The sequence below is a fragment of the Limimaricola pyoseonensis genome (genome assembly GCF_900102015.1).
Classification (GTDB): Bacteria; Pseudomonadota; Alphaproteobacteria; order Rhodobacterales; family Rhodobacteraceae; genus Limimaricola; species Limimaricola pyoseonensis.
In genome coordinates this window covers 277,297-302,986 of sequence record NZ_FNAT01000001.1, presented here as the reverse complement: position 1 = coordinate 302,986, position 25,690 = coordinate 277,297, and the positions used below count along the sequence as shown (strand labels likewise).

Genomic DNA, 25,690 nt, shown 5'->3' with positions numbered 1-25,690 from the left:
CCCCGCATGAAGACCATCAGGACCCTAGCCACCGCCACCCTGTTCGGCCTCACCGCCCTGCCGGTGCTTGCCGACGCGATGACGCTCTACAAAGACCCGAACTGCGGCTGCTGCGCGGCGCATGCCGAATACCTGCGCGAGAACGGCTACGAGGTGGAGATCGTCGAGACCTACGACCTCGCCACCGTCAACAAGAAGGCCGGCATCCCGATAGGCCAGCAGGGCTGCCACACCGCGCTGATCGACGGCTACGCGATCAACGGCCACGTGCCCGCCGACATCCTGTCGCGCTTTTTTGCCGAGAGGCCCGAGGCGATCGGCCTGAGTCTGCCCGGCATGCCGATGGGCGCGCCCGGCATGGGCGACGACCCGGACGTCGAACTCGACGTCGTGATGATCGACGCCGAGGGCACGGCGCTGCCCTATCCGGCCGAGTGATGCCCTTCCGGCCGGCGCAGTTCCGCGCCGGCCGTTTCCCGATGATTGGAGACCCGTATGATGGGACCCGAGATGATGACCGCCATGGGCGGATGGATGATGCTCGGCATGGGCGCGGTCTGCCTGCTGGCCGTGCTGGTGCTGCTGCTCGCCGCGGCGGCGCTGATCAAGTATCTTCGCAGCCCGGGAGGATAGCCATGGCACGACGGGGAGCAGCGGTTTTCGTGGCCGCCTCTGGAGCCGCACTGCTGCTGGGCGCCGGCGCGGTCGCGCTCTGGCCCTCGGGCGGTGACGCGACCGAACACGGCCGCCAGCTCTACCTCGACAACTGCGCGGCCTGCCACGGCGCCGAGCTCGAGGGCCAGCCGGACTGGCGCCGGCCCCTGCCCTCGGGCCGACTGCCCGCCCCGCCGCATGACGCGACAGGCCACACCTGGCACCACCCCGACCGAGTGCTGCGCGAGATCATCCTGCGCGGCACCGAGGCGGTGGTCGGAAATGGCTACGAAAGCGACATGCCGGGCTTCGAGGGTCTTCTCACCGAGGCCGAGGTCGAGGCGATCCTCGACTACCTGAAGTCGGAATGGCCCGAACGCGAACGCACGCATCAGCAGCGCGTCACGGCCGCCGACGAGGCCGCCGGCGGCTGACCATGCCCCGGGGTCGGCGGCCTTGCGGGCGTCGACCCATTACCGCCTTGCTCGGCTTCGGCAGCCCTTCCCCTGCTGGACAGAGCCGTAGCGATTGCCCGACTTCGGGAAGAGGTCGAGCGCCCGCGTCCCGAGCGGGTTGGCGAGACCGCCGGGCATGCCATCCTCGACGCATTTCTCGCGTCCCGCCGCAGCATGGCCGGGGTCGGCTTCCAACTTGGACATGCCTTTTTCTGACCTGCCCCAATCGGGTGCTCCGGGTCAGTTGTCGGTGCATGATCGTCCTTCGGTCAAAGGAAGCGAGACTTTCCGGCGCCGGGGTACAACTCAAAGACGCCATGGGACCGGATGGTGTCGTCGTGCCGACGTCACCGCTCGCTCGGGATCCGTTCATGCACGAGCCCCTTGCAAGACCCGCTCGGCAATCGGGCTTCACGAGACCACGCCGCCGCCGCTCCGAATCCTGTCGGGCGTCGCACCCGTCCAACCATGGAGTGCGCGGTAGAACGAGTTCGGCTCGGCATAGCCCAACAGGAAGGCGATCTCGCCGGTGCTGAGGCGCGTCTGCGTCAGGTAGTGGCGGGCAAGCCTTTCGCGGACGGCGGAGAGCTCCTTCTGGAAACTCGTGTCCTCCGCCGAAAGCCGGCGCTGCAAGGTCCGTCCGCTCACCCCGAGATCGCGCGCGGCCTCGTTGATGCTGACCCGGCCGGACGCGATGGTCTCGTTGAACCAGCCCCGCAGACGCCCGGCCATCGAGGTCTGCGCGGTGGCATCCGAGAGTCGCTGCCGCAGCCCCGGCTCGAAGGCGGCCCACATCGCGGGGTTCGCGGTCAGGAACGGCCGCTCCGCGTCGCGCCCGCGGAAGGCCACGCGGGCCGCCTCGCCGTGGCGCGGTGCGCAGCCGAGCCAGTCGGCAAAGGCGTGCGGCTGAGGCAGCGGCACCGGGCTTTCGACGCGGGTGGGCACGATCCGTTCGCGCAGCCCCAGTCGCGCGAGATGGGTGAAGAACACCAGCTCCCCGGCGATGAGCGACGGCGGCGGGTCGATGTCGCCTGGCAGCCCCCGGATCTCGACCACGGTCTCGGACGCGTCTTTCTCGACGGAAAGATGCATGGGGCCGATCAGCGGCTTGTAGAGCGCCAGCCGCGCCAGCGCCGCATCGAGGCTCTCGCTGCACAGGCAGGCGAAGAGCGCCGGGCTGAACGTCTCGGCGGTCATCGCCCTGGCCAGTCGCAACGGCAGAAGCGGGTCGCCCGACACGCGCTCCATGGCCTGCCAGAGCCGGAAATACTCGGCGCTGTCGAGCGAGGCCGCCTCGCGCCGGAACAGGTCGAGCGGAAGACGGGCGCTGCGCAGCACGTCCTGCGGATCGATCCCGAGCTGCCCCAGGATCAAACCCCACCCCATGTCGATCGCGTATCTGGACGCTCCTGTTCGCACGATGTCTCCCTTCGCTCATCATGCCCAGCGCCATCCGATCGAAGGACCGGTCGCCCCGCCATCTGCGGACCCGGATCATCGGCTTGCCACATCGGCCGCCGTCATAACGCGCCTTGGCGCCGTGCAAGTCGATCACGCGGGCAACGGCATCATCGACCACCAGCGGCGAAGAGCCCCTGCCCTGCATCGAGCAACTGGCGACGACGCTGGCGACCTTGGCTGCCAATTCATCGTGGGCATCAGTGCCTGAAAGCGTCGCCATCCGGCCTTCGTTCGCATTGCCGACGCCCGAGATGGCACCGATAGAAAGGGCTGCCTGCTGCGGTGCCATGTCGAAGTCCTTTGCAATGGGGCCCAATCCCCACGGCTCCGCGATAGCCGATTGGCCATGCCAACGCCTCACTACAACACGCCATATCAATATCGGATCGCGCCAACCGACACCATGCAGCGACCCCGCACGGCATGAAGACGTCAGCCCTTCCGATTGGCGTGATCCGGCGGCGAAATGGCGCGATCCGATTTTGCTGGCACCCCGCAGCAGTGCCATCTCGGTCTCATCGCCAACCCTCCCGACGGAGACCGACATGCCCCAGACCATTCTCATCACCGGCGCCTCGACCGGCATCGGCCGGGCCACCGCCCGCTTCTTCCACGACAAGGGCTGGAACGTGGTCGCCACCATGCGCAGCCCGGAGAACGAGACCGAACTCTCGGCGCTCGATCGGGTCCTCGTCACCCGGCTCGACGTGACCGACGGCGCCTCGATCACCGCTGCCGTCGATGCCGCGATCGATCGCTTCGGCGCGATCGACGTGCTGCTCAACAATGCGGGCTACGGCGCCTACGGGCCTCTTGAAGCCTTCCCCGTGGAGGGCATTCGCCGACAGTTCGACACCAACGTGATCGGATTGCTCGAGGTCACGAAGGCGGTGCTGCCCACCATGCGAGACCGGGCGTCCGGCACCATCGTCAACATCTCGTCCATCGGCGGCCGGATGACCTTCCCGCTCGGCACGCTCTACCACGGCACGAAGTTCGCCGTCGAAGGGCTCTCGGAGGCCCTACATTACGAACTCGAGGCGATCGGCATCCGCGTGAAGATCGTTGAGCCGGGCATGATCGCCACCGATTTCGGCGGGCGGTCCTTCGACTTCCGGAACGACGAAGGCCTCGCCGGCTACCAGCCCATCGTGCAGGCGATGTTCGAGACCATGGGCAGCGAGGACTTCACCCGTAACGCCTCGGCCCCGGAAGTCGTCTCGCAGGCGATCTGGGACGCCGTGAACGACAACAGCCCGCGCCTGCGCTACACGGCGGGCGAAGATGCCCAGCAACTGATGGCCGCGCGCTCCGCCCAGGACGACGAAGAGTTCATCGGCGGCATCAAGCGGCAGTTCGGCCTCTGAGATCGTCGCTCACGTTTCGGCGCGGCGCTCCTGCGCCGCGCCGTCTTTCGATCTTTGCATCCGGTCAGTCCCGCAGTCGTAGACGCAATCAAGCTCTCGGGGCGTTTCGTGCTGTCGGGATGACATCACGGTTTGAGGTCGAGCCTCGGACAACGCCGGGGGACGAGCGCCCTTGCCCCACATTCTTCCGCACGGGGCTGTGACCACGTCGCTCGGAACGTGGCATGCCCGCTTCGCATTGCGACCGGTACTCGGAACGAATGAAAGGCGAAGTCCACGTGTCGCAGATCACCACCATCAATCCCGCCACCGAAGAGACCATCGCCCATTACGACACCATGTCGAAGGCCGAGGCCATCGAGACGGTCGAGGCCTGCCATGCGGCCTTTCTCGAATGGCGCGAGACCAGTCACGAGGAGCGGGCCGGGTACCTGCGCCGGATAGCGCAGGAACTGCGGGACAATGCCGATGCGCTCGCACGCCTGATGACCGAGGAGGTCGGCAAGCTCTACCGCGACTCGAAGCAGGAAGTGGAGATCTGCGCCGCGATCTTCGACTACACCGCCGAGCACGGCCCGAAGGAGCTGGCCGACGAGGAGCGCCGCCATTCGGGCGGCAAGAAGCGGGGTCTCGTGAGCTTCGCCCCGGTCGGGGTGATTTACAGCATCCAGCCGTGGAACTTCCCCCTCTACCAGCCCGTGCGCGTGCTGGCTGCGAACCTGATGGCGGGCAATGGCGTGGTGCTCAAGCATGCCGGCATCTGCACCGGCAGCGGGCTGAAGCTGCGCGAGGTCTGCATTGCCGCCGGCCTGCCCGAGGATCTGTTTCAGGTCGTCATCATCGACCACGACACCTCGGACGCGCTGATCGCGCATGACAAGGTACGCGGCGTGACCATGACCGGCTCCGACGGCGCGGGGCGCCATATCGGCGCGCAGGCGGCGCAGGCCCTGAAGAAGCAGGTACTCGAGCTGGGCTCGAACGACGCCTACCTCGTGCTCGAGGACGCCGATGTCGACCTCGCCGTGAAGACCTCGGTGATCGGCCGGCTCTACAACAACGGCGAGACCTGCGTGTCGGCCAAGCGCTTCGTGGTCGCGGACAAGGTCCATGACGAATTCGTCGAGAAGTTCGTCGCCGCCATGCAGGACATCAAGCTGGGCGACCCGATGGGGGACGACACCGATCTCGGCCCGCTGTCGAGCGCCGGGCAGCTGGACACCGTGCGCGAGCAGGTGGAGAGAAGCGTCGCCGGCGGTGCCACCGTCGCCTGCGGCGGCGAGGTGTCCGACCGCACCGGGCATTACTACAAGGCTACCGTGCTGACCGACTGCGTCCCCGGCACCCCGGCCCATGACGACGAGATCTTCGGCCCCGTCGCCGCCGTGATCCGCGCCAAGGACGACGAGGACGCGATGCGCATCGCCAATGACAGCCGCTACGGCCTCGGCGGCGGCATCTTCAGCCGCGACGAGGACAAGGCCGTCAGGCTGGCCAGGGACTATTTCGACACCGGCATGGTCCGGATCAACAGCTTCGGCGCGGCCGACCCGAACATGCCGTTCGGCGGGGTCAAGGATTCGGGCTTCGGTCGCGAACATGGCGGCTTCGGGATGAAGGAATTCGTCAACGCGAAGGCCATCTACCTGCCGTGAAGCTCAAGGGTCGGCCGTCCGTGGTGATGCCTACGTAAAAGGCCGCCCCGGCGCCGATCCGGCACAGCGCGGCGTCGCGCCTCTCCGGGGCCGCGATGCGAACCCAGCAGGGCCAAGGGGCCGCGGTCGGGACGACCGGCCGATCGGAACCCGAAGCCCTGCGCCACAGCGAAGGAGTTACGTCATGAAGATTCTCGTCGCCGGTGCGACCGGCAATACAGGCCTGCGTCTCGTCAAGGAGCTGATCTCGCGCGGCCATATCCCCGTAGCGCTAGTGCGCGAAGGTTCGGACACCGGCAAGCTGCCCGAAGGGGCCGTGCAGCGGCAGGGCGACCTGACCGACCTGCGGGACGATGTCTGCGACGGCTGCGAGGCCGTGATCTTCGCCGCCGGCTCGGGCGGTCACACCGGCCCCGAGATGACCGACAAGGTCGACCGCGACGGCGCAAAGCGCCTGATCGACATCGCGGCGAAGGCCGGGGTGGGCCGCTTCGTTATGCTCAGCTCGGTGGGCACGGAAAACCCCGATCCCGAGCACGAACTGGGGCACTACCTTCAAGCCAAGCACGAAGCCGACGAGCACCTGAAGGCCTCCGGCCTGACCTATGCCATCCTCCGCCCCGTGCGGCTGACCGAGGCCGATGGCGACCGGAACATCGTGCTCGGCGACGAGGTCGACCCGCGGGGCGAAGCAGCGCGTGGCGACGTCGCCGCGACGCTGGCCGATGCGGTCGAAAGCAGCGAATGGGCCGGAAAGGTCCGCCTGATGCAATCGGCCTGATCCGAAGGGCATGGATCAATTGGAGCGTTCTGACGAGGCGGCACGAGCGTCGTGAACGGCGCGCTGCAAGACACTGACAAGTGCGCCCCCTTCGAACGCCGGATCCCTGCTAGGACGCCGAAAAAGACCTTGGCCCGGCGCTCTTTAGGAGCGCTGGGCCATTCTCGAATTGACTGTCGGAAACGAACATTCACAGACATTGCGACGAAGTCCCGTCCGATACACGCAGGACCGTCATCAAGATCGCCTCCGCAGGCCGGCATCCCGATGAATGGCACGGACGGATGCAGCACCGGTCCGCGGCGACCGCCACCTGCCGCGCCCAAGAAATCAATCGACGTGCAGGTCCCTCGGCAGGCTTTCGCTCCACTGCCGCAGCCCATCGAGAAACCCGAGGGCGGTCCGGCCGAGATCGGTGATCTCGTAGGTCACCGACACCGGCGAAGTGTCGAGAACCTCGCGCTTCACCAGGCCCCGGTCTTCCAGCTGGCGCAGGCGCTCGGTGATCATCTTCTTCGAGGCGCCGCCGATCATCCGCGCCAGGTCGTTGAACCGCACCGGACCGTCCTTCAGATGCCAGAGGATCGAGCCGGTCCACTTGCCGCCGACGATACGCATGCCGCGCTCGATGGCGCAGGGCTCGGCGCAGGCGTCGCGGGCGTGGCGGCGGCCCTCGGCGTCCTCCTCGATCCAGGCGGTCTTGTCTGTCATGGCGGCTCCCTTTCCCGGCAGACCCTCGGTCGAAACAAGGTTACGAAAAGTATACTGGTTGCGTTTCCATCCCTCTAGCCACATCTCGGCCCTCGCACCCGCCGCGTCAAGCGGCCTCCACGACGAAGGACCGAGACCATGAGCAAGATCCACATCCTGAACGGCGCGCAGCCCTATGCCTTCGCCCCCGGCGGACTGAACGCCACTCTCGCCGAGCGCGCGAAGACCACGCTCGCGGCGCAGGGCCACGAAGTGCGCCTGACCACCATCGCCGAGGGCTACGATGTCGAGGCCGAGGTCGAGGCGCACCGCTGGGCCGACGCGGTGATCCTGCAGTTCCCCGTGAACTGGATGGGCGTGCCGTGGTCGTTCAAGAAATACATGGACGAGGTCTACACCGCCGGCATGGACGGCCGGCTGACCCGTGGCGACGGCCGCACCGCCGAGGCGCCCAAGGCCAATTACGGCATGGGCGGCACATTGGCCGGCAAGCGCTACATGATCTCTGCCACGCTCAACGCGCCGGCCGAGGCCTTCGACGACCCGGCCGAGCCCTTCTTCGAGGGAATGTCCATGGACGACCTGCTGCGCCCGGTCCATCTCAACGCCAAGTTCTTCGGCATGACACCGTTGCCGAGCTTCGGCGCCTTCGACGTGATGAAGGACGCCGACGTGGCCGGCGATCTCGCGCGTTTCGACGCCCACCTGTCACGGGTCTTCGCGGAGGAAGCCCATGCCGCGGCCTGACATCGTCCTCTACACCGCCAACACGATGAACGGCTGGAAGCCGCTGATCTTCCTGCACGAGGCGGAGATCGACTACGAGCTGGTGCCCGTCGACTTCGGCCGGCGCGAACAGAAGTCCGACTGGTATCTCGCGCTCAACCCGAACGGCCGCATCCCGACCATCGTCGACCGCGGCAACGACGACTTCGCGGTGTTCGAGAGCGGCGCGATCCTGTGGTACCTGGCCGAGAAATACGACCGCTTCCTGAGCCACGACCCGAAAGAGCGCTCGGAGACCATGCAGTGGCTGATGTTCCAGATGGGCGGCCTCGGGCCGATGATGGGACAGGCGATGTTCTTCCAGCGCATCGCCAAGCCCAATGGCGACGAGGTGCCCTATGCAATCACGCGCTACGTCAACGAGAGCCGGCGACTGCTCGAGGTACTCGACAAGCGGCTCGCGGGGCGCGAGTGGCTCGTCGGCGACGCGCTGTCGATCGCCGACATCGCCACCTACCCATGGGCGCGCAGCCATTTCTGGGCGACGGTGAGCGTCGAGGGCCTACCGAACCTGCAGGGCTGGCTCGATCGGCTCGACGCCATGCCGCGCGTGCAGGCGGCGCTGCAGCTGCCCGAGCCGAGACCCTCGGCCTTCGGCGAGGGCGACATCGACGCCGCGGCGGCGGAAAACGCGGCGCGGTTCAGGTGAGCCGCCCGCAAGGGCATTGACAGGGCGCGCCCGGGGCGACAGGGGCGCGCCAACCGCAAGGAGAGATCCCATGACCAAGACCATCCGCGTCGACATCGTATCCGACGTGGTCTGCCCGTGGTGCGTGATCGGCTATTCGCAGCTGGCGCGCGCCTCGGTCGAGACCGGCCTCGAGATCGAGGTGCACTGGCATCCGTTCGAGCTGAACCCGCAGATGCCGCCCGAGGGCGAGAACCTGCAGGAGCATCTGGCGGCGAAATACGGCACCACGCCCGAGGATTCGCGCCGTGCGCGCGAGCGGCTGACCGAGATGGGCGCAGCGCTCGGCTTCACCTTCGACTACGCCGACGACATGCGCATGGTGAACACCTTCCGCGCCCACCAGCTGATCGACTGGGCGGCGGAACGGGGCCGCGGCCACGAGGCCAACATGGCGCTGTTCGCGGCCTTCTTCACCCGGCGCGAGAACCTCGATGACCCGCATGTGCTGGCCGAAGTGGCAAGCGGCATCGGCCTCGACCGCGACGCTGCGCTGGCGATGCTCGAGGCGGGCAGCCATGCGCAGATGGTGCGCGAAAAGGAGCAGTTCTGGACCTCGCGCGGCATCTCCGGCGTCCCGGCGATGATCTTCGACCGCCAGCACCTCGTGACCGGCGCGCAGGGCGAGGAGAATTACGCCCGCATCCTGCGCCATCTCGCCGAAGAGCAGGCCGCCTGACCTGCCTGCCGTCCGGCACCTGAGTCCGCGCGGCAGGCCAAGGCGAACCCGTCACCGGTCATGTATCCGGTGGCGGACCCGGCGGCCGGACCTCAGGCCTCAGGCGGAGCGGCGCAGGCTCGACGCGACGGTCGACAGGCTGAAGAGCAGCGCGGTCACGCAGACGATGGTGGGGCCGGTCGGCGTGTCGAGCGCGTAGGAGGCGTGCAGCCCCGCCCAGGCCGAGACCATCGCCACCAGCGCCGCCATCACGCCCATGCGCTCGGGCGTCGCCGCGAAGGGCCGGACGGTGGCGGCAGGGATGATCAGGAGCGCGGTGATCAGAAGCACGCCGACGACCTTGATCGCCACCGCGACCACCACGGCGAGCGCCAGCGTCAGAACCAGCTGTTCGCGCTTGGGGTCGATGCCGGCGGCGCGGGCGAGGTCGGGATTGAGCGTTGATGTCAACAGCGCCGACCAGCGCCAGCCGATCAGCGCCAGCACCAGCAACGCCCCGCCCCAGACCACCCCAAGATCGGCGCGCGACACCGACAGGATGTCGCCGAAGAGATAGGCCATCAGGTCGATCCGCACGCCGTCGAGGAAGGTCACGCCGACGAGGCCGAAGGCCAGCGCCGAATGCGCCATCACCCCGAGCAGCGTGTCCATCGCGTAGCCACGCCCCGAGATCACCGCGACGATCGTGGCCATGGTGAGGGCGACCACCAGCGTGCCGACGAAGACCGGCAGCGACAGCGCGAGCGACAGCGCCACGCCGAGGATCGCGGCATGCGCCGTCGCGTCGCCGAAATAGGCCATCCGCCGCCAGACCACGAAGCAGCCCAGCGGCGCCGCCGCGAGGCCTGTGCCGATCCCGGCCAGCGCGGCGCGGGTCATGAAATCATCGAGCATTATTCTGCGGCGTCCTGCGGATGGTCGTGGTGGTGGTGATGGTGCGGATGGTCGTGCCCGTGGTCGTGATGGTGCCGGTAGAGCGCCAGCGCGCCGCGCGTGCCCGCCCCGAACAGCCGCCGGTAGTCGGGTGCGGCGGCGACCACCTCGGGCGTGCCCTCGCAGCAGACATGGCCGTTGAGGCAGATCACCCGGTCCGAGGCGCTCATCACCACGTGCAGGTCGTGGCTGATCATCAGCACGCCGCAGCCGGTCTCTCGGCGCACTTCCTCGATCCGCCGATAGAACGCCGCCGAACCCGGCTGGTCGAGACCGGCCGTGGCCTCGTCGAGGATCAGCAGCTGCGGCTCCTCTAGGATCGCGCGGGCCAGCAGCGCGCGCTGGAACTGGCCGCCCGACAGCGCCGCCATCTGCCGCCCGCCGATATCCGGCACGCCCGCGCGCTCCAGCGCTTCGCGGGCGCGGGCGGCAGGGATCCGGCGCGGCAGGCCGAGAAACCGCTCCACCGTCATCGGAAGGGTCGGATCGAGCACCAGCCGCTGCGGCACGTAGCCGATGCGCAGGCCGCGCGCGCGCTCTACGCCGCCGGTCGCCGGCCGCACGCCGCCGAGCAGTGCGGCGATCAAAGTCGATTTGCCCGACCCGTTGGGGCCGACGATCGTGACGATCTCGCCGGGATCGACATGCAGGTTCACGTGATGCAGCACCGTCGTCTCGCCATGGCGGACGGACAGGTTCCGTGCGGTGACCAGGGATTGCGTCATGGGCTCAGGCCGCGGGCGCGCAGGCGGGGCACAGCCCCTCCGCCTCGCGAACGGCCCGCTCGACGACGAAGCCCGCCTGCCTGGCCGCGCGGCCGATCTCGCCCTGCGCGGGGTCGGCCTCGGCCTCGACCACGCGATCGCAGGAGCGGCAGATCAGGAACACCGGCGCATGCGCGTTGTCGAGATGCGAACAGGCGATGAAGGCGTTGAGCCGCTCGATCCGGTGAGCGAAGCCGTTCTTGGTCAGGAACTCGAGCGCCCGGTAGGCCACGGGCGGCTGCGAGCCCAACCCCTCGGCGCGCAGCTGCTCGAGGATCTCGTAGGCGCCCATCGCCCGGTGCTCGGAGAGCAGGATCTCGAGCACGCGCTGGCGGGTCTTGGTGAACTGCAGGTTCCGTTCCGTGCAGATCTGCGCCGCCGAAGCGACGCCCTCGGCGATGCAGCTGCGGTGATCATGCGCTTCGAACGCCTGGTTCGTCATTGCGATCTCCTGCAAGGGACGGGCACGGAATGGGGTTGATACGTTATATCATACGCACTATGCAGCGCTGCGTGTTATATAATCACAGGAGCTTCCGATGTCCATGACCTCCGAACGATCGCTGATCGGCTGCGCCCTCGCCCTGACCGTTGCCTCGGGCGCCGCCGCGGAGGTGCCGCGCGTCGCGACCGACATCGCGCCCGTGCATGGCCTGGTGGCCCGCGTGATGGACGGCCTCGGCGAGCCCGACCTCGTCGTGCAGCCGGGCGCCTCGCCGCACGACTACTCGATGCGCCCCTCGGAGGCGCGCGCGCTCGAGCAGGCGGATGCGGTGTTCTGGATCGGCCCGGCGCTCGAGCCGTGGCTCGACGAGACGATCGACACGCTCGCCTCGGACGCGCTGGTGGTCGAGCTGCTCGACGCGCCGGGTCTCGTGACGCTCGAGTTCCGCGAGGGCGCGGTGTTCGACGATCATGACCACGATCACGGGGGCGAGGCCCATGCTGACGGGGATCACGCCCATGACGAGGATCACGCGGATCACGATCACGAAGACCACGCGGATCACGGGCATGAGGACGGCCATGACGAGCACGCTTCTCATGACGGCGAAGGCCACGACGAAGCGCATGCGGACCACGCCGGGCACGATCACGGCCACGCCCACGACGGCCTCGACCCCCATGCCTGGCTCGACCCCGAGAACGGCAAGATCTGGCTCGAGCTGATCGCCGAGGAACTGGCCACGCTCGACCCCGAGAACGCGGAGACCTACCGCGCCAACGCGACCGCGGGGCAAGGCGAGATCGACGCGGCGGTCTCCGAAGCGCGCGAGACGCTGGCCTCGGCCGGCGAGATCGAGTTCGTCGTGTTCCACGACGCCTACCACTACTTCGAGAACCGCTTCGGCATCTCGGCCTCGGGCGCGATTTCGCTGAGCGACGCCTCCGACCCGAGCCCGGCGCGGATCGAGGAGGTGCGCGACCGGGTCCGCGATCTCGGCGTGGCCTGCGTCTTCTCCGAGCCGCAGTTCAACCAGAGCGTCGTCGAAACCGTCACCGAGGGCACCGAGGCCCGGGCGGCGGTCATCGACCCGATCGGCTTCGAGCTCGAGGTGGGGCCGGACTTCTACCCTGCCCTGATCCGGTCGATCGCCGAGGACATCGCCGGCTGCGCGTCCTGAGCCATCGCGCCCGGGCTCGGCGCCCCGCCGCATCGGCGGCGGGGCGCCGAGCCGCGCAGGCCCGCATTGATCCGCAAGTGGCAGGGATCTAATCCGACATCATGCGACGCTGCGCTCTCATGGCCGCCTTCTGTCTCTCGCTGCTTCCCGCCGCGGGACGGGCGCACCCCCACATCTTCATCGACACGGCGTTCCGCTTCGTCTTCGACGAGGCCGGCCGGCTCGCCGCGATCCGCGTGGACTGGAGCTACGATGAGTTCTATTCGCTGATGCTGATCGAGGAGAACGGTCTCGACGCCGATGCCGACGGCACGCCCGAGCCCGCGCGCGTCGCGGGATTCGCCGGCAAAGATGTCGACTGGGAGGCCGGTTTCCCCGGAGACTTCACGCTTGAAAGCGACGGCGATGCCGTCGCCCTCGACCGGCCGGTCGATCACGCGGCGCGCTTCGAGGACGGCCGCATGATCATGTCGCATACCCGCAGGCTAGGCGCGCCGCTCGCCGTCGAGGGCCGCGAGGTCGTGGCACGCTCCTACGACCCGACCTACCTCGTCGCCTACGACGTGCCCGCCGATCCCGGCGTCGAAGGCCGCGACGGCTGCGCGGTCATCCGCGAGGCCGCCGACCGCGAGAAGGCGCAGGAGGAATACGGCGACCAGCTCGCCGCGGTCGATGCCGCCTCCGACCCGTTCGCGGCGGTCGAGCTCGACGATATCGGCATTCTCTTCGCCGACCGCTTCGTGCTGTCATGCGCCGCCTCCTCCTGATAGCGCCGATCCTGCTGCTCGTCTCCGGCGCTGTCTGGTTCGTCACCTCCGGTGCCGACCTGCGCGTCGCGGCCTGGGCCGCCGGGTGGCAGCGCGAGTTCCAGACCACGCTCGCCTCGGGGCTCAGGGCGCTGCGCGCGGGCGAGCCCGGCGCGCTCGGCGCCATGCTGTCGATCTGCTTCGCCTACGGCTTCTTCCATGCCGTGGGGCCCGGCCACGGCAAGTTTCTGATCGGCGGCTACGGCCTCGGGCGCGAGGTGCCGGTGCTGCGGCTTTCGGCCATCTCCGTGCTGTCCTCGCTCGGGCAGGCGGGATCGGCGGTGGCACTTGTCGGCACCGGCCTCTTCGCACTCGGCTGGACCCGGCAGCAGCTGACCGACACCGCAGAGAGCGTGATGCTGCCGCTCGGCACCTTGGCCATCGCCCTCGTCGGGGCCTGGCTGATGCTGCGCGGCGCGCTCCGGCTTTGGCGCGTGCTCCGGCCGGCGGCGGCACCGGCGGCGGCGCACGCGCATGACCACCACCACGACCATTCGGCCTGCGGCTGCGGTCATCGCCACGGCCCGGCGCCCGAGGATCTCGAAGGTCGCGGCACGCTGGCCGAGACGCTGGCGCTGATCGCCAGCATCGCCATCCGCCCCTGCTCGGGCGCGATCCTGCTGCTGGTGCTGACCTGGCACATGGGCATCTTCGGCGCCGGGGTGCTCGGCACCGTGGCGATGTCGCTCGGCACGGCGGCGCTGACCGTCGCGGTCGCGGTGGTCAGCGTCTTCGCCCGCCGCAGCACGGTGCTGTCGCTGGGAAGCGGCGGCCGGGCCCGACTGGCGATGCCGGCGATCGAGATCGCAGCCGGCCTGCTCGCCGCCCTCCTCGCCATCGAGATGATCGGCGTGGCGGTGTGATCGACGCGGGCGCGCCGCGACGGCTGTTCCCGACGTCCGACTGAACGGCGGCGCATACGCGCTCGCTGGCGATCAGGGCAAGACGGGCCACCGCCGAGATGCATCGCCGCCGGAGACGGGGGCTTGGAGCCGGATGATCGGTGCGATAATCGTTATGATATAACGTAACGAATCGGAGCGACCCATGCCAGCCGCCGACACCCGTCTTCCCGTCACCGTGCTCTCCGGCTTTCTCGGCGCCGGCAAAACGACGCTGCTGAACCGCGTGCTCAACAACCGCGAGGGCCGTCGCGTCGCGGTGATCGTCAACGACATGTCCGAGGTGAACATCGACGCCGACCTCGTGCGCGCCGACACCGAGCTGTCGCGCACCGACGAAACGCTGGTCGAGATGTCGAACGGCTGCATCTGCTGCACCCTGCGCGACGACCTGCTGCAGGAGGTGCGCCGGCTCGCCGCCGAGGGGCGCTTCGATTACCTGCTGATCGAATCCACCGGCATCTCCGAGCCGCTGCCCGTCGCCGCGACCTTCGACTTCCGCGACGAGGCAGGCCAGAGCCTGTCAGACATCGCCCGGCTCGACACCATGGTCACGGTGGTCGACGCGGTGAACCTGCTGGGCGACTATGCCAGCCACGACTTCCTGCACGACCGCGGCGAGACCATGGGCGAGGCGGACGAGCGCACCCTCGTCCACCTGCTGACCGACCAGATCGAGTTCGCCGACGTGGTGGTGCTGAACAAGGTCACCGATGCCGGACCCGAGAAGGTCGACGCCGCGCGCAAGATCATCCGCAGCCTGAACGCCGACGCGAAGATCATCGAGACCGACCGTTCCGAGGTGGCGCCCGGCGCGATCCTCGACACCGGGCTGTTCGATTTCCAGAAGGCGCATGAGCACCCGATGTGGGCCAAGGAGCTCTACGGCTTCGCCGACCACGTGTCCGAGACCGAGGAATATGGCGTCGCCTCCTACGTCTACCGCGCGCGTCAACCCTTCCACCCGGAGAAGATCATGGCCGTGCTGAACGGCGCCCTGCCCGGCGTGATCCGCGCCAAGGGGCATTTCTGGATCGCCACCCGCCCCGACTGGGTGGCCGAGTTCTCACTCGCCGGCGCGCTCTCCTCGGTGACGCCGCTCGGCCAGTGGTGGGCCACCATCCCGAAGGCGCGCCACCCGGACCACGACGGCGCCCGGGCCTATCTCGCGCAGCATTGGATCGAACCCTGGGGCGACCGGCGGCAGGAGGTCGTGTTCATCGGCGCGGGCATCGACTGGCCGGCGCTGAAGGCGCGGCTGGACGGCGCGCTGGTGCCCGAACATCAGGCCCCCGGCCCGGACGCGCTGCCGGACCTGCCAGATCCCTTCCCGGCCTGGCGCGAGGCGGCGGCATGACGCTGCACCGTCCGCTCGCCCCGGGCGTCGCATTCACCTCCGCGCCCGAGGGGCTGCGCGCGATCCACGCCGCCGGGGCCGGCGGGGTGATCTGGCGGCGCGCACCGCTCGCCTCGTTCCAGCAGTGGATCGAAGGGCTCGACCCGGCTGTCCTGCCGCGCGCCCGGGTCATCCTGCGGCCCGAGGCGGCGCGCGACGCGGTCATCGCGGCCTCCGACAGCGCGGGCCTCCCCGACGTGCCCGAACGCGCGCGCCTCGCCGATGACGTCGCCGCGCTGGCCGACATCTTCGCCGAGTTGACCCGTGCGCGTTGGCTGCGCCTGCGGCTCGACGTCATCGCGACGAATGCCTGCCGCCGCTTCCACATCGACCGCGTCACCGCGCGGCTGGTCTGCACCTATCGCGGCAGCGGCACGCAATACGGCGTCTCGGCGCAGGGCGACCCCGCAATCGTCCACGCGGTGCCCACCGGCTCGCCCTTCGTCATGCGCGGCACGCTCTGGCCCGGCGCAACCGGGCCGGAGCTGCTGCACCGCTCGCCGCCGATCAAGGGCACGGGCGAGACCCGGCTGATGCTGGTGCTCGATCCGGTCACCGACCCGGAGGAGGTGCCATGAGGCGAAACCTCTCGACCACCCTGCGCGGCCGCAATCGCGAGGGCGACCCAATGCGCGCCTACGACGCCCTGCCGGCGCCGCTTCGGGCCTGGCTCGCGCAGGCGGCGCTGCCCTGGTCGCCTGCCTCCTGCCGCAAGATCTGGCTGAAGGCGCGGCGCGAAGGCGCGACCGAGGACATGATCCTCGCCCGGCTCGACCGGGCGGAGCGCAAGACCCTGTCGCGTGACCGGTTCTCGGCATCCGCCGGGGCGGTCTCCGGACACGACGACCGACAGGACCAGTTTGCATGAAGCTGAGCCTCGCGGCGGCCGCGCCGGCCATTGCCGATGACCCGCTCGACACCACAGCGACGTTCGAAACAGCGCATCGGGAAGGGAAGCACGCGATTGATGCCGGCGATCATTCGCATGCACCCGCCCCGCCCCGCCCCTGCATCGGCCATTCCGCCAGCCTGCACTTGATCCTCACAGCCGCTGGACCGCGGAAGATGGCGCTGACAATGCACAGGGGCGGCACGATCCCGGCGATGCCGCGCGGACAGGCGCTGGCCAATTCGCCGCCCCAAGAAGAGCCCATTACGATTAGGCCAACCGGAACCCAAAGCGCAGATCGCCGGCCATGCTTGGCGGCTTGTCCAGGACCGTCTTGATCCGAAGAACAGACGCCAGTTGACCGTTCAATCGCGGCAGCATCGGAATGCGAACGGCCCGCATGGTTTCCGCTACGGCGTTTGCTTTTGACAAGTGCCACGGCCAGACCTACCAAGTCGGCATGATGCGTCGCCGACAGCCCCCGAGCTATTACCGCCGTCACTGACGGCGGCTCGGTGATGCGCGACGATCAGCGAAGCCGCCGCCCCTCGGGCGGCTCGATCGGTTCAGAGGCGTCCGGGCTGAACTCCCCTAAGGAGACCGGAATGACCCCCGAAGACCTCTGCCACCGCTACCTCGACTGCCTGAACACGGGCGACCTGGAAGGCGTCCGCGTCCTCTTCACCCCCGACGCCGAGATCGTGTCGCCGCTCTACGGCGTCCGGCCCGCGCACGACTTCTATGCCGAGCTCTTCGCGGACACGACGCGGTCGCGGACGACGCTCCTCAACATCTTCGACAGCTCGGCGGAAGGCCGGTCCCTCGCGCTGCATTTCCGCTACGTCTGGACCCTGGCCAGCGGCAAGGTCGTCGAGTTCGAATGCGTCGATGTATTCGAACTGGCCGAGGACCGGCAGCGCTTCACCAGGATGACCATCATCTACGACACCGCGCCCCTGAGGTCGGATTTCGAGGCGTCGCGCAAAGGCGGTCAGGCCGGTTGATGACCCGCGGGGCACGCGGGCCAGACAGGCATCGCGCGGGCAGTCCTCGTCAAGACAGTCGCAACCCGGGGTGGCGCGCCGTGCGCCACCCCCGACCGCGACCTATGCGTCGAGCTAGGTGATGACGGTCGCGCCGACGGACTGGAACCGGTCCATCCCAGTTCCGTGCCTCCGCAGAACAGAGGCGCGGCCCGGTCCCGGTGCCGCTCGGAGAGATCAGAGCCGGTCGCAGCGGACGGGCCCCTCGAGCCGAAACAGCGTGCCCTCAAGCTGGCCCTCGACACTGTAGACTTCGCGCAGAAGATCCGGCGTGAGGGTGTCGGCCGGGGTGCCCGTTGCCACGGATCGCCCCCGGGACATCACCGTGACGGTGTCGCAATAGCGGGCCGCCATGGAGAGGTCGTGGAAGGTCGCGAGCACCGTCCGGCCCCGGCGTCGGACCTCGTCGAGCAGCACGAGCTGGTAATGCAGGTCGAGGTGGTTGGTCGGCTCGTCGAGGATGTAGAGCGCCGGGTCGCGCGCCAGAAGCTGCGCCATGTGGGTGCGCTGCTGTTCGCCGCCCGAGAGCGTCGAGGCGTCCTGATCCTGCCGGTCGGCCAGACCGGCCAGGTCGAGCGCCTCGTCGATCCGCTTGGCCGTGTCCCCCTCCGAGAGCCCGGTCCGCGCCAGCCCGATCTCCACAACGTCGCGGACCGAGAGCCCCGACAGCAACCCGCTTTCCTGCACCAGCGCGCCGGTGACGCCCGCCCAGCCCCGCGGCGTCCAGTCGCGCATCGGCCGGCCGGCCAGGGTGATCGTGCCGGATTTCGCGCGGGCGGCGCGGTAGAGCACGCGCAGCACGGTGGTCTTGCCGGCCCCGTTCGGGCCGAGCAGGCCGTGGAAGCGCCCCTCGCCCACGTCGAGCGAGACGCCGTGGACCCTCGGCAGCCCCCCGGCCTCGACATGCAGGTCCCGGATGCCGAGAAAGGCCTCAGAGGACATCGCGGACCCTCCGCAGGATGAAGATGAAGGGCGGCGCGGCGAACAGCGCCAGCAGCACGCCGAGCGGCAGCTCCTCGGGCGCGAGCAGGGTGCGGCAGAGCAGATCGACGCAGACCAGCACGACCGCGCCCAGCAGCATCGCCAGAGGCAGAAGCCGCCTGTGCCGCGCGCCGATCAGCAGCCGCGCCATGTGCGGCACGATCAGCCCGACGAAGCCGACGATCCCCGCGACCGCGACCGACAGCCCGGTCAGCAAGGCCGCCCCGGCGAAGATCGCGAGGCGGAACGGCGCGACGCGCAGGCCCAGCGCCGCCGCGCGTTCGTCGCCCAGAAGCAGCATGTCGAGGTCGCCCGCCCGCCAGAGCGCGCCGGCCGCCACGACCACCGTGGCCGCCAGCGGCACGGGCAGATCGCCCCAGCCGGTCCCGGCAGCCGTGCCCATCAGCCAGCCCAGCGCGGCGCGGGTCGCCTGGGGGTCGCCGATGTAGAGGAAGAACGCGGTCAGGGACTGGAACATCAGCGACACCGCGACACCGGCCAGGATGACGACGAGAGGCGACAGCATCCGCCCGGGCCGCACCGACAGGCCCAGCGTGATCGAAAAGGCCGCGCACGCGCCGAGAAAGGCGGCGAACGGCACGCCCAGCGCCGCGACGATCCAGGCCGGGGCCCAGATGATCATCGCGACCGCCGCGGCCGAGGCCCCCGAGGACAGGCCCATCAGGTAGGGGTCGGCCAGGGGGTTGCGCAGGGCCGTCTGCATCAGCGCCCCCGCCAGCGACAGCCCCGCGCCGATCAGCGCAACGGCGAGCACGCGTGGCAGTCGCCACTGCCAGACGATCAGGCTCAGCGACCGCGGCGCTGCCGGATCGCCGGTCAGGATCGCCCAGCGGTCGGCCCAGCCGATCGCCGCGGTGCCCCAGAACACCCCGGCCAGCATCGCCGCGCCGAGCAGCGCGAGCGAAACCGGCCAGAGCCAGGTGTGTCGCGCCGATGTCACTTCAGCGCGTCGAGCTGGGCCGCGAGGTTCTCGACACCGTCGACGAACTGCATGCCCAGAACGGTCTGCGAGAACGGCACCGTGACGAAGCGGCCCTCGCTCACGGCCGGCAGCTGCGACAGGACCGGGTCGTTCTCCATGTAGCTCCGCTTGGCATCGGCCGTGGACCAGTCCGCCTCGATCAGCACGATCACGTCGGGGTCGGCGGCGGCGACCGTCTCCCAGCTCACCTCGGCCCACTGCCCCTCGACATCGGAGGTGATGCTCTCCAGCCCGACCTGCTGCATCAGCACGGCCGGGGCGCCGCAGCAGCCGGCGGTGTAGGGGGCGGTATCGCCGCTGTCGAACAGGAAGGCGGTCTTGCCCTTGCCGGGCGCCGCGCCCTCGACCGCCTCGAAGCGGGCGCGCAGCTCGTCCGCCACGGCAGACGCGCGCCCCTCGATCCCGAAGATGTCCCCGATCATCGCGATGTCGGTGAACACGGGCTCGATGCCCAATGCCTCGTCCTCGGGATGCCGCGCGCTGCAGGACGCATCCGCGAGATAGGTCCCGATGCCGAGGTCCTGCCAATCCCCGGCCGCGCCGAGATTGTCCTCGTTGAAGGCCGAGCCGAAGCCCGCAAAGAGAAAGTCCGGCTCCTCGGCCAGAACGATCTCGCGTGCGGGATACTTGTCGGCGAGCACCGGCACGCTCTCATAGGCCGCGCGCCAGACCTCGGGGATCTCGTCATCCATGTAGGCCGTGCCGATCAGGCTGTCTTCGAGGCCCAGCGCCAGCATCACCTCGGTGGCCTGCTGATTCAGGGTGATCGCGCGCAAAGGCGGCTCATCGAAGGTCTGGGGGCCGTGGCAGGTCTCCACCTCGGCCTCCTGCGCGAAGGCGGCAGGCGCGGCGAGGACGAACATCGCGGCGAGGATGCGGGATGTCATGCGGGTACTCCGGTGGTGAAGGTTTCGAGCTCGGGACATCGCGCCCCGCGGACCAGCGCGGTCTCGACGAAGCGGCGCACCTCGGCCCGGCTGGACAGGCGGTACCATTGGCCGCGCGGGTAGAGGATGGCGACGGGCCCGGCATTGCAGGGGATCAGGCAGGAAGTGCGGATCACCTCGACGTCGCGCAGACCGGCGGCAGAGGCCTCGCGCGTGATCTCGCGCGCGAGGTCCGGCGCGTCGCGCAGGTGGCAGCGCGGGCCGGTGCAGACGAGGACATGATGCCGGATCGGCCCCGGATCGTCCCATCCCCGGCCATCCGCCCCGCCGGGCTGGGCAGCAAGGGGGCGCGGCACGCACGGCGCCGTGGCGATCGCGGCGATGACGCCGGGATCGAGATCGACCGGATCGGCCCAGAGCAGATCGGGCAGCTGCCCCTCCTGCCGCGACAGCCACTCCGCCGCGGCATTGGGCAGCCAAGCGGCGAGGCTTTGGGAAAAGGGAATGCCGGCCGGGCGCAGCAGGATTTCCGTCGCGCCCTCGGCCCGGGCCGCGTCGAGCGCCTGCCACAGGCTCCCGCCCTCCTCCTCGAGCCGGATCGCGCGCGCGAGGCCGTCGGTCGCGGCGACGAGGCCGCGGACCAGTTTCTCGAAGCGCGCCCGGCTCAGGTAGCTCGTGGAAATCAGGTAGATCGTGATGCGCATCGCCATTGCCCTTCGGGGGCACCGGGACGGATGCGCGGCCGGCTGGCCGATATGCTCATCGCCTTTCCTCCCCGGGACACCCCGCCCGATGGGTTACAATCCAGCGATGGCAGGTCTCCTGACTCGCGGGTCTCGGCCGTCCCGACCCTTCCCGGACCGATGCGGTCCAGTGGTCATGCCGGGGGCTCGCCGCTTACAGTTGCGGGGGCAGTCACGGATTTGGCGCCTGATGGCTACACCTCACCGTGTTCCCTTTTCATCCCGCCGACCTGTTGCGGCCGGCGGAAACCATCGCGCGGGACCCTGCCGCCAGTTCGGCCGCCCGTCAAGCCGTTGCGCCCCGCGTGGCGAACAAGCTGCGTGGCGCGCGACCCTGTCGCTCTAGGGCACCGCCCAAGCCCGGTGATGGTCGTCGATGACGTAGGCATGGCTGTGCTGGCGTCGCCCCCGCAGATGCGGGTGATCGAGCGGCAGGTCGTCATGCCGGTGCAGCCGCTCGGCGGGGTCGTCGGAGGGCCAGAGATACATGCCGAGACAGGCGGAACAGGCGGCGAGCCCCGCGAGGGCCAGAAGCGCCGGGACCGCTCCCTGCTGCGTCATCAGCCATCCCGCCAGCGGGTAGGTCGCCAGCCAGCAGCCATGCGAGAGGGCGAACTGCGCCGCGAAGACGGCCGGCCGGTCCCCGGCATGTGCGGAGCGGCGCAGCAAGCGTCCGCCAGGTGTCAGCACGGCCGAATAGCCCGCGCCGGCCACGGCCCATACGGTCAGCAAGAAGGGCCAACTCGGCCCCATGGCAGCGACGCCACCGGCCAGAACTGTCAGCGCGGCGCACATGAGAACGGCCCCGATCAGCATCACGGGCCGGTCCGCCAACCGGTGGAGCAGACGTGGCAGCAGCAGCGCCGTCGCCATCGAGCCGCCGCCGAAGGCCGCCATCGCGACCGCCACCGCCGTCTCTCCCAGCCCCAGATCGCCGCGGACCAGCACCACCGTGTTCACCAGCACCATGGCCCCGGCCGCCGCCGCGGCGAGGTTCAGCGCCAGCAATCCGCGCAGCCGCGGCGTGGCGAGGTAGATCCGCAGCCCCCGCGTGGTGCGATCATAGATGCCGCGGCGCGAAGGCACGTCCGGGCGCGGCAGGCGCACGGTCAGCACCAGCCCCGCCGAGGCCAGAAACCCGGCCAGCGTGCCGATGAAGAGCGCATCGTAGCTTAACGTAAGGAGGAGCAGCGCCGCGAAGATCGGCGATGCGATCGCCTCCAGATCATAGGCCAGTCGCGACAGCGACAGCGCATGGGTGTAGCGCCCCTCCTCCGGCAGCACGTCGGGGATGGTCGCCTGAAAGCACGGCGTGAACGCCGCCGAGGCCGATTGCAGCAGGAGAACCAGCAGATAGGCCTGCCAGAGCTCGGTCACGAAGGGCAGGAACAGCGCGACGCCGGCGCGGACCAGGTCGAGCGCGACGAGAAGCCGCCTGCGCGGCAGCCGCTCCGCCAGGGCCGCGGCCACCGGCGCGACCACGACATAGGCGACCATCTTGATCGTGAAGATCGTGCCGAGCACCATCCCGGCGCGCGCCCCCGAGATGTCGTAGGCCAGCAGGCCGAGCGCGACGGTGGCCAGACCGGTGCCGAGCAGCGCCACGACCTGCGCGAGAAACAGGTGGCGATAGGTCCGGTCGGCCAGTACAGCGAACATGGCGCCCTCAGAGATAACGGGAGATCGTCCGGAACTCCGCGATGTCGGCGGCCTCGGTCTCGAGACAGTGGTCGATGTGGTCGTGGATCAGCTCGCGCTTGGCGTTGACGATCGCCCGCTCCACCGCCTGAAGCTGCTGGGCGATCTCCACGCAGGGGCGGCCGCCCTCGATCATCTCGATGACATGGCGCAGATGCCCGTCGGCGCGCTTCAGCCTCGTGGCGATCCTGGGATGGGTGGCATGCAGCGTGGTGTCCGTCATGCCCGAAGAATATCCCCCCCGGGGGGATGTGGCAATCTGCGCCGGTGCGAGAGCGACAGGGCGGCCGGGCCGGCGGCCGCCCCGCGCCGGCCCTCAGCGTACCACGGGCATCTCGCCGAGCGCCGCCTGCCCGCCTGCCCTGACCGAGGCGCCGTTGCGCCCGGTGATGGCCGGAGTCTCCCGGATCAGCGCCGGATCGGTCAGCGCCGCCACCATGAACAGCGCGAAATCGGTGCGCCGGGTCAGGTTGCTGGCGAGGATCGGGTCGCCCACGTGACTGGCCCAGACCGGCAGGCCCTCGCTCGGACCCTCCTCGAGATCCGAGCCGCGCACGACGGTCCAGTCGCGGTCCGACGCGAAGACGAGATCGGTCGCACGGACCTGGTCGTCGAGATCGACGAGCCGCAGCGCCCTCAGGATCGGCGTGCCGAACCTGACGATGGCGCGGATCTTCCAGTCGTAGCGGTCGAGGCCATCGCGGCTGATGTGCCAACCGCAGGAGAAGACCAGCCGCGCATGGCGCGGGGCGAGGTCGAGCACGGCGCGCGCGGTGCCGGAGGCGTAGTCCTGCACGCCCCAGGGCGCGAGCACCACCAGCACGCCGTCGCAGCCGCGCGTCGCCGCCTCGATCACCGCGCGGTCGTCGGTGCGCCCTGGATGAACGGTGATGCGGTCGCCGAAGCGGGCGAGCTTGCCGACACTCTCAGGGCGGCAGACGCCGGTGACCTCGTAGCCGCGCGCCAGCGCGTGTTCGGTCATGTGTTGCCCGAGCTTGCCCGAGATTCCGACGATGCAGATGCGTTTCATGGGGGTCTCCTTTCGATGCGGGGGTCAGGCCGCGGCGGTGCGCGGCGCGGGGATGCGCGGGCCACGGGTCAGCAGCCACAGCGCGAAGCCGATCTCGGCCAGCGTCACCACGAGCAGCAGCGCGATCTTCACTGCCTCGAGCCACGCGGCATCCGGCAGGGCGAACATCTGCACACTGTCGACGAGGTAGCCGGTGCCGCCGACGATCAGCCCGAGCCCCAGGAGCCGCGGGTAGAGCCCCGAACGCAGGACCAGCGTGCCCAGAAGCAGCAGGTGCAGGAAGAAGAAGACCTGCCAGATCCAGACGCCGGCGTCGTGGACGTGCCGCATCAGGCCGGCCAGCTCGAACCGCTGCGCCGCGCTGAAGCTGTCGAGCGGCACCCGCCCGTCCGCCAGCGCCAGCGATCCGGCATGGAAGAACAGCATCGCCGCCATCACCGCGACCATCATCAGCCGCGCGTAGGAAGCCGCGAGCGAGAGCGTCGCGTTCACGGACCGGAACATGAAGTAGAGCATGACCGAGACGAGCACCTCGGCCGTCATCATCACCACGTCGCCCACGAGGCCGGCGTGAAACAGGCCGCGGCGCTCACCGATGTTGGCGAAGGTCGCGGCTGGGTCGCCGGCGACGTTCAAGACGCCCGGCACGTAGAGGATCGAGAAGCCTCCGGCGAAGGCGATGACGAGGTAGAGCGCGCCGGTCAGGCGGGCATAGCTGCGCGAGGTTGGGTCATGGAACGCGTGCATCGCGGGCCTCCTATCAGGCTGACGTAACGGCATGACCGCGTTCTACGCCTCTTCGCCGATGCAGGAAATTGACCAGATACGCCGAGCTGATATGCAGATCCGCATGGATTGGCGGAGCGTCACCTTCGACTGGAACCGCGCCCGGGCCTTTCTCGTGACGGCCGAGGAGGGCTCGCTCTCGGCGGCTGCCCGCGCGCTGAAGCTGGCGCAACCGACGCTCGGCCGGCAAGTCGAGGCGCTGGAGGCCGAGCTCGGCGTCGCGCTGTTCGAGCGCTCGGGCCGCGGGCTACGCCTGACGCCCGCGGGCCACGACCTGCTGGAACATGCCCGGGCCATGGGCGAAGGCGCCCGTGCGCTGTCGCTGGCAGCCTGGGGCCAGACCGAGGCGCTGGAGGGCGAGGTGGCGATCTCGGCCTCGGACGCCTTTGCGAGCTACCTCCTGCCGCCGATCCTCGACCGGTTGCACCGGCAGGAGCCGCGCATCCGGATCGAGGTGGTGGTTTCCAACGCGCTCTCGGATCTCGCGCGGCGCGAGGCGGACATCGCCGTGCGCAATGTCCGACCGACCGAGCCCGACCTGATCGGGCGGCGGGTCCGCGACGCCTCGGCCCGGCTCTATGCGGCACCGGGCTACCTCGACCGGCTGGGGCGGCCCGGCACGGCCCAAGGCTTCTCGGCGGCGGAGTTCATCGAGATCGACGCCTCGGGCAGCCTCATGGGCCTTTTGAACACCAAGGGCTTCAGCCTCGACGAAAGCAACTTCCCTTATCGCTGCCGCAGCTTCACGGTGATGTGGGAAATGGTGCGACAGGGCATGGGGATCGGCATCCTCGACGACCGCATCGGCGATGCCGACCCGCTGGTCGAGCGCGCCGTGCCGGATTTCGCGCCGATCGACTTCCCGGTCTGGATCGTCGCCCATCGCGACATCGCCCGGTCCCGCAGGCTGCGGGTGGTTTTCGACGCGCTGGTGGAGGGCTTCGGCGCCTGACGCGCAGCGTCTCGG

The 25,690-nt window shown here is 69.4% G+C and carries 31 protein-coding genes and 1 riboswitch; of the genes, 17 read left to right on the top strand and 14 right to left on the bottom strand.

Translation table 11 applies throughout. The features are described from left to right. The first annotated feature begins 6 nt into the window (after nt 1-6). The 3 genes from BLT43_RS01470 to BLT43_RS01465 are packed head-to-tail and all read left to right on the top strand — an operon-like array spanning nt 7 to nt 1,088. Nucleotides 7-438: a DUF411 domain-containing protein gene (locus BLT43_RS01470; RefSeq protein ID WP_090109447.1), complete on the top strand. Its 432-nt coding sequence runs from the start codon at nt 7-9 to the stop codon at nt 436-438. Between the two features lie 57 nt (nt 439-495). Next, nucleotides 496-633, top strand: a complete 138-nt coding sequence (locus BLT43_RS19060; protein ID WP_017927530.1) for a hypothetical protein — start codon at nt 496-498, stop codon at nt 631-633. A gap of 2 nt (nt 634-635) precedes the next feature. Next, nucleotides 636-1,088, top strand: a complete 453-nt coding sequence (locus tag BLT43_RS01465; protein WP_242652178.1) for a c-type cytochrome — start codon at nt 636-638, stop codon at nt 1,086-1,088. A 39-nt stretch (nt 1,089-1,127) separates the two neighbouring features. On the opposite strand, the gene BLT43_RS19210 is transcribed toward BLT43_RS01465, so the two are convergent. Together BLT43_RS19210 and BLT43_RS01460 are read right to left on the bottom strand one after the other, a co-directional pair. After that, nucleotides 1,128-1,313 carry a hypothetical protein gene (locus tag BLT43_RS19210; protein ID WP_207497382.1) on the bottom strand — a complete coding sequence of 62 codons (186 nt, stop codon included), beginning with the start codon at nt 1,311-1,313 and terminating at the stop codon, nt 1,128-1,130. A 207-nt stretch (nt 1,314-1,520) separates the two neighbouring features. Continuing rightward, entirely contained in the window at nt 1,521-2,495 is a 975-nt protein-coding gene (locus tag BLT43_RS01460) for an AraC family transcriptional regulator (RefSeq protein WP_090109443.1), read from the bottom strand. A gap of 620 nt (nt 2,496-3,115) precedes the next feature. Between BLT43_RS01460 and BLT43_RS01455 the strand changes: the two genes are divergently transcribed. The 3 genes from BLT43_RS01455 (at nt 3,116) to BLT43_RS01445 (ending at nt 6,373) form a co-directional block, all read left to right on the top strand. Further along, on the top strand, nt 3,116-3,937 hold the full coding sequence (locus BLT43_RS01455; RefSeq protein WP_090109441.1) for an SDR family oxidoreductase: 822 nt from the start codon (nt 3,116-3,118) through the stop codon (nt 3,935-3,937). A 278-nt stretch (nt 3,938-4,215) separates the two neighbouring features. Next, on the top strand, nt 4,216-5,592 hold the full coding sequence (locus tag BLT43_RS01450; protein ID WP_090110217.1) for an NAD-dependent succinate-semialdehyde dehydrogenase: 1,377 nt from the start codon (nt 4,216-4,218) through the stop codon (nt 5,590-5,592). A 184-nt stretch (nt 5,593-5,776) separates the two neighbouring features. After that, nucleotides 5,777-6,373 carry an SDR family oxidoreductase gene (locus tag BLT43_RS01445; protein WP_090109439.1) on the top strand — a complete coding sequence of 199 codons (597 nt, stop codon included), beginning with the start codon at nt 5,777-5,779 and terminating at the stop codon, nt 6,371-6,373. A 330-nt stretch (nt 6,374-6,703) separates the two neighbouring features. Here BLT43_RS01445 and BLT43_RS01440 read toward each other — a convergent pair whose 3' ends face one another. Further along, complete coding sequence (locus BLT43_RS01440) at nt 6,704-7,084, bottom strand: winged helix-turn-helix transcriptional regulator (protein ID WP_090109437.1); 381 nt, start codon at nt 7,082-7,084, stop codon at nt 6,704-6,706. A gap of 138 nt (nt 7,085-7,222) precedes the next feature. On the opposite strand from BLT43_RS01440, the gene BLT43_RS01435 reads away from it, so the two are divergent. The 3 genes from BLT43_RS01435 to BLT43_RS01425 all read left to right on the top strand — a co-directional run bounded on the left by BLT43_RS01435 (nt 7,223) and on the right by BLT43_RS01425 (nt 9,237). Next, entirely contained in the window at nt 7,223-7,831 is a 609-nt protein-coding gene (locus BLT43_RS01435; RefSeq protein WP_090109435.1) for an NAD(P)H-dependent oxidoreductase, read from the top strand. Continuing rightward, nucleotides 7,818-8,519: a glutathione S-transferase family protein gene (locus BLT43_RS01430; protein ID WP_090109433.1), complete on the top strand. Its 702-nt coding sequence runs from the start codon at nt 7,818-7,820 to the stop codon at nt 8,517-8,519. The genes BLT43_RS01435 and BLT43_RS01430 overlap by 14 nt, the downstream gene beginning before the upstream one ends. Before the next feature lie 70 nt (nt 8,520-8,589). Beyond that, nucleotides 8,590-9,237 carry a DsbA family oxidoreductase gene (locus BLT43_RS01425; RefSeq protein ID WP_090109430.1) on the top strand — a complete coding sequence of 216 codons (648 nt, stop codon included), beginning with the start codon at nt 8,590-8,592 and terminating at the stop codon, nt 9,235-9,237. 99 nt (nt 9,238-9,336) lie between these two features. On the opposite strand, the gene BLT43_RS01420 is transcribed toward BLT43_RS01425, so the two are convergent. From BLT43_RS01420 to BLT43_RS01410, 3 genes are read right to left on the bottom strand one after another with little or no spacing between them, the layout of a single operon-like run. Further along, nucleotides 9,337-10,131 (bottom strand): metal ABC transporter permease, encoded by a 795-nt coding sequence (locus BLT43_RS01420; RefSeq protein WP_090109428.1) that lies wholly within the window; start codon nt 10,129-10,131, stop codon nt 9,337-9,339. Beyond that, the gene (locus BLT43_RS01415; RefSeq protein WP_090109426.1) at nt 10,131-10,895 is read right to left on the bottom strand and encodes a metal ABC transporter ATP-binding protein; all 765 of its coding nucleotides are present in this window, start codon (nt 10,893-10,895) and stop codon (nt 10,131-10,133) included. The genes BLT43_RS01420 and BLT43_RS01415 overlap by 1 nt, the downstream gene beginning before the upstream one ends. A 4-nt stretch (nt 10,896-10,899) precedes the next feature. Next, on the bottom strand, nt 10,900-11,376 hold the full coding sequence (locus BLT43_RS01410; RefSeq protein ID WP_090109424.1) for a Fur family transcriptional regulator: 477 nt from the start codon (nt 11,374-11,376) through the stop codon (nt 10,900-10,902). Between the two features lie 97 nt (nt 11,377-11,473). Between BLT43_RS01410 and BLT43_RS01405 the strand changes: the two genes are divergently transcribed. The 7 genes from BLT43_RS01405 to BLT43_RS01375 all read left to right on the top strand — a co-directional run bounded on the left by BLT43_RS01405 (nt 11,474) and on the right by BLT43_RS01375 (nt 17,556). Beyond that, entirely contained in the window at nt 11,474-12,559 is a 1,086-nt protein-coding gene (locus BLT43_RS01405) for a zinc ABC transporter substrate-binding protein (RefSeq protein ID WP_090109421.1), read from the top strand. A gap of 119 nt (nt 12,560-12,678) precedes the next feature. Continuing rightward, nucleotides 12,679-13,326 carry a DUF1007 family protein gene (locus BLT43_RS01400; RefSeq protein ID WP_242652177.1) on the top strand — a complete coding sequence of 216 codons (648 nt, stop codon included), beginning with the start codon at nt 12,679-12,681 and terminating at the stop codon, nt 13,324-13,326. Beyond that, on the top strand, nt 13,308-14,228 hold the full coding sequence (locus BLT43_RS01395) for a nickel/cobalt transporter (protein ID WP_090109418.1): 921 nt from the start codon (nt 13,308-13,310) through the stop codon (nt 14,226-14,228). The genes BLT43_RS01400 and BLT43_RS01395 overlap by 19 nt, the downstream gene beginning before the upstream one ends. Before the next feature lie 184 nt (nt 14,229-14,412). Next, nucleotides 14,413-15,624, top strand: a complete 1,212-nt coding sequence (locus BLT43_RS01390) for a GTP-binding protein (RefSeq protein ID WP_090109416.1) — start codon at nt 14,413-14,415, stop codon at nt 15,622-15,624. After that, the gene (locus BLT43_RS01385; RefSeq protein ID WP_090109414.1) at nt 15,621-16,241 is read left to right on the top strand and encodes a DUF1826 domain-containing protein; all 621 of its coding nucleotides are present in this window, start codon (nt 15,621-15,623) and stop codon (nt 16,239-16,241) included. The genes BLT43_RS01390 and BLT43_RS01385 overlap by 4 nt, the downstream gene beginning before the upstream one ends. Next, entirely contained in the window at nt 16,238-16,531 is a 294-nt protein-coding gene (locus tag BLT43_RS01380; protein WP_090109413.1) for a DUF6525 family protein, read from the top strand. Before BLT43_RS01385 ends, BLT43_RS01380 begins: the two co-directional genes overlap by 4 nt. Nucleotides 16,532-17,157: 626 nt before the next feature. After that, a complete protein-coding gene (locus BLT43_RS01375; RefSeq protein WP_165612513.1) occupies nt 17,158-17,556 on the top strand; it encodes a nuclear transport factor 2 family protein in 399 nt (132 codons plus the stop codon). A 216-nt stretch (nt 17,557-17,772) separates the two neighbouring features. Here the strand turns inward: BLT43_RS01375 and BLT43_RS01370 are convergent, their stop codons facing one another. The 8 genes from BLT43_RS01370 to BLT43_RS01335 form a co-directional block, all read right to left on the bottom strand. Further along, nucleotides 17,773-18,537: an ABC transporter ATP-binding protein gene (locus tag BLT43_RS01370; protein WP_090109410.1), complete on the bottom strand. Its 765-nt coding sequence runs from the start codon at nt 18,535-18,537 to the stop codon at nt 17,773-17,775. Further along, a complete protein-coding gene (locus BLT43_RS01365; protein ID WP_242652176.1) occupies nt 18,527-19,537 on the bottom strand; it encodes a FecCD family ABC transporter permease in 1,011 nt (336 codons plus the stop codon). The genes BLT43_RS01370 and BLT43_RS01365 overlap by 11 nt, the downstream gene beginning before the upstream one ends. Beyond that, a complete protein-coding gene (locus BLT43_RS01360; protein ID WP_090109409.1) occupies nt 19,534-20,466 on the bottom strand; it encodes an ABC transporter substrate-binding protein in 933 nt (310 codons plus the stop codon). The genes BLT43_RS01365 and BLT43_RS01360 overlap by 4 nt, the downstream gene beginning before the upstream one ends. Next, on the bottom strand, nt 20,463-21,170 hold the full coding sequence (locus BLT43_RS01355) for a (2Fe-2S) ferredoxin domain-containing protein (protein WP_090110214.1): 708 nt from the start codon (nt 21,168-21,170) through the stop codon (nt 20,463-20,465). Before BLT43_RS01355 ends, BLT43_RS01360 begins: the two co-directional genes overlap by 4 nt. A 91-nt stretch (nt 21,171-21,261) precedes the next feature. Then, a riboswitch (cobalamin riboswitch) is annotated at nt 21,262-21,478 on the bottom strand. Between the two features lie 73 nt (nt 21,479-21,551). Continuing rightward, nucleotides 21,552-22,868 carry an MFS transporter gene (locus BLT43_RS01350; RefSeq protein WP_090109408.1) on the bottom strand — a complete coding sequence of 439 codons (1,317 nt, stop codon included), beginning with the start codon at nt 22,866-22,868 and terminating at the stop codon, nt 21,552-21,554. Nucleotides 22,869-22,875: 7 nt separating this feature from the next. Next, nucleotides 22,876-23,130, bottom strand: a complete 255-nt coding sequence (locus BLT43_RS01345; RefSeq protein WP_090109407.1) for a metal-sensing transcriptional repressor — start codon at nt 23,128-23,130, stop codon at nt 22,876-22,878. 93 nt (nt 23,131-23,223) lie between these two features. Then, the gene (locus BLT43_RS01340) at nt 23,224-23,937 is read right to left on the bottom strand and encodes an NAD(P)-dependent oxidoreductase (RefSeq protein WP_090109406.1); all 714 of its coding nucleotides are present in this window, start codon (nt 23,935-23,937) and stop codon (nt 23,224-23,226) included. A gap of 24 nt (nt 23,938-23,961) precedes the next feature. Next, nucleotides 23,962-24,684 (bottom strand): DUF4386 domain-containing protein, encoded by a 723-nt coding sequence (locus BLT43_RS01335; RefSeq protein ID WP_090109405.1) that lies wholly within the window; start codon nt 24,682-24,684, stop codon nt 23,962-23,964. 103 nt (nt 24,685-24,787) lie between these two features. On the opposite strand from BLT43_RS01335, the gene BLT43_RS01330 reads away from it, so the two are divergent. Beyond that, the gene (locus BLT43_RS01330; RefSeq protein ID WP_242652175.1) at nt 24,788-25,675 is read left to right on the top strand and encodes a LysR family transcriptional regulator; all 888 of its coding nucleotides are present in this window, start codon (nt 24,788-24,790) and stop codon (nt 25,673-25,675) included. The last annotated feature ends 15 nt before the right edge of the window (nt 25,676-25,690 follow it).

Excerpts from the sequence above, each read along its gene's own strand:
- BLT43_RS01335 (WP_090109405.1), bottom strand. The coding sequence starts at position 24,684 with ATGCACGCGTTCCATGACCCAACCTCGCGCAGCTATGCCCGCCTGACC.
- BLT43_RS01350 (WP_090109408.1), bottom strand. The coding sequence starts at position 22,868 with ATGTTCGCTGTACTGGCCGACCGGACCTATCGCCACCTGTTTCTCGCG.
- BLT43_RS01425 (WP_090109430.1), top strand. The coding sequence starts at position 8,590 with ATGACCAAGACCATCCGCGTCGACATCGTATCCGACGTGGTCTGCCCG.
- BLT43_RS01375 (WP_165612513.1), top strand. The coding sequence starts at position 17,158 with ATGACCCCCGAAGACCTCTGCCACCGCTACCTCGACTGCCTGAACACG.
- BLT43_RS01400 (WP_242652177.1), top strand. The coding sequence starts at position 12,679 with ATGGCCGCCTTCTGTCTCTCGCTGCTTCCCGCCGCGGGACGGGCGCAC.
- BLT43_RS01435 (WP_090109435.1), top strand. The coding sequence starts at position 7,223 with ATGAGCAAGATCCACATCCTGAACGGCGCGCAGCCCTATGCCTTCGCC.
- BLT43_RS19060 (WP_017927530.1), top strand. The coding sequence starts at position 496 with ATGATGGGACCCGAGATGATGACCGCCATGGGCGGATGGATGATGCTC.
- BLT43_RS01465 (WP_242652178.1), top strand. The coding sequence starts at position 636 with ATGGCACGACGGGGAGCAGCGGTTTTCGTGGCCGCCTCTGGAGCCGCA.
- BLT43_RS01430 (WP_090109433.1), top strand. The coding sequence starts at position 7,818 with ATGCCGCGGCCTGACATCGTCCTCTACACCGCCAACACGATGAACGGC.
- BLT43_RS01345 (WP_090109407.1), bottom strand. The coding sequence starts at position 23,130 with ATGACGGACACCACGCTGCATGCCACCCATCCCAGGATCGCCACGAGG.
- BLT43_RS01390 (WP_090109416.1), top strand. The coding sequence starts at position 14,413 with ATGCCAGCCGCCGACACCCGTCTTCCCGTCACCGTGCTCTCCGGCTTT.
- BLT43_RS01355 (WP_090110214.1), bottom strand. The coding sequence starts at position 21,170 with ATGCGCATCACGATCTACCTGATTTCCACGAGCTACCTGAGCCGGGCG.
- BLT43_RS01470 (WP_090109447.1), top strand. The coding sequence starts at position 7 with ATGAAGACCATCAGGACCCTAGCCACCGCCACCCTGTTCGGCCTCACC.
- BLT43_RS01405 (WP_090109421.1), top strand. The coding sequence starts at position 11,474 with ATGTCCATGACCTCCGAACGATCGCTGATCGGCTGCGCCCTCGCCCTG.
- BLT43_RS01395 (WP_090109418.1), top strand. The coding sequence starts at position 13,308 with ATGCGCCGCCTCCTCCTGATAGCGCCGATCCTGCTGCTCGTCTCCGGC.
- BLT43_RS01455 (WP_090109441.1), top strand. The coding sequence starts at position 3,116 with ATGCCCCAGACCATTCTCATCACCGGCGCCTCGACCGGCATCGGCCGG.
- BLT43_RS01380 (WP_090109413.1), top strand. The coding sequence starts at position 16,238 with ATGAGGCGAAACCTCTCGACCACCCTGCGCGGCCGCAATCGCGAGGGC.
- BLT43_RS01415 (WP_090109426.1), bottom strand. The coding sequence starts at position 10,895 with ATGACGCAATCCCTGGTCACCGCACGGAACCTGTCCGTCCGCCATGGC.
- BLT43_RS01370 (WP_090109410.1), bottom strand. The coding sequence starts at position 18,537 with ATGTCCTCTGAGGCCTTTCTCGGCATCCGGGACCTGCATGTCGAGGCC.
- BLT43_RS01420 (WP_090109428.1), bottom strand. The coding sequence starts at position 10,131 with ATGCTCGATGATTTCATGACCCGCGCCGCGCTGGCCGGGATCGGCACA.
- BLT43_RS01410 (WP_090109424.1), bottom strand. The coding sequence starts at position 11,376 with ATGACGAACCAGGCGTTCGAAGCGCATGATCACCGCAGCTGCATCGCC.
- BLT43_RS01445 (WP_090109439.1), top strand. The coding sequence starts at position 5,777 with ATGAAGATTCTCGTCGCCGGTGCGACCGGCAATACAGGCCTGCGTCTC.
- BLT43_RS01330 (WP_242652175.1), top strand. The coding sequence starts at position 24,788 with ATGGATTGGCGGAGCGTCACCTTCGACTGGAACCGCGCCCGGGCCTTT.
- BLT43_RS01460 (WP_090109443.1), bottom strand. The coding sequence starts at position 2,495 with ATGGGGTGGGGTTTGATCCTGGGGCAGCTCGGGATCGATCCGCAGGAC.
- BLT43_RS01360 (WP_090109409.1), bottom strand. The coding sequence starts at position 20,466 with ATGACATCCCGCATCCTCGCCGCGATGTTCGTCCTCGCCGCGCCTGCC.
- BLT43_RS01385 (WP_090109414.1), top strand. The coding sequence starts at position 15,621 with ATGACGCTGCACCGTCCGCTCGCCCCGGGCGTCGCATTCACCTCCGCG.
- BLT43_RS01340 (WP_090109406.1), bottom strand. The coding sequence starts at position 23,937 with ATGAAACGCATCTGCATCGTCGGAATCTCGGGCAAGCTCGGGCAACAC.
- BLT43_RS19210 (WP_207497382.1), bottom strand. The coding sequence starts at position 1,313 with ATGTCCAAGTTGGAAGCCGACCCCGGCCATGCTGCGGCGGGACGCGAG.
- BLT43_RS01440 (WP_090109437.1), bottom strand. The coding sequence starts at position 7,084 with ATGACAGACAAGACCGCCTGGATCGAGGAGGACGCCGAGGGCCGCCGC.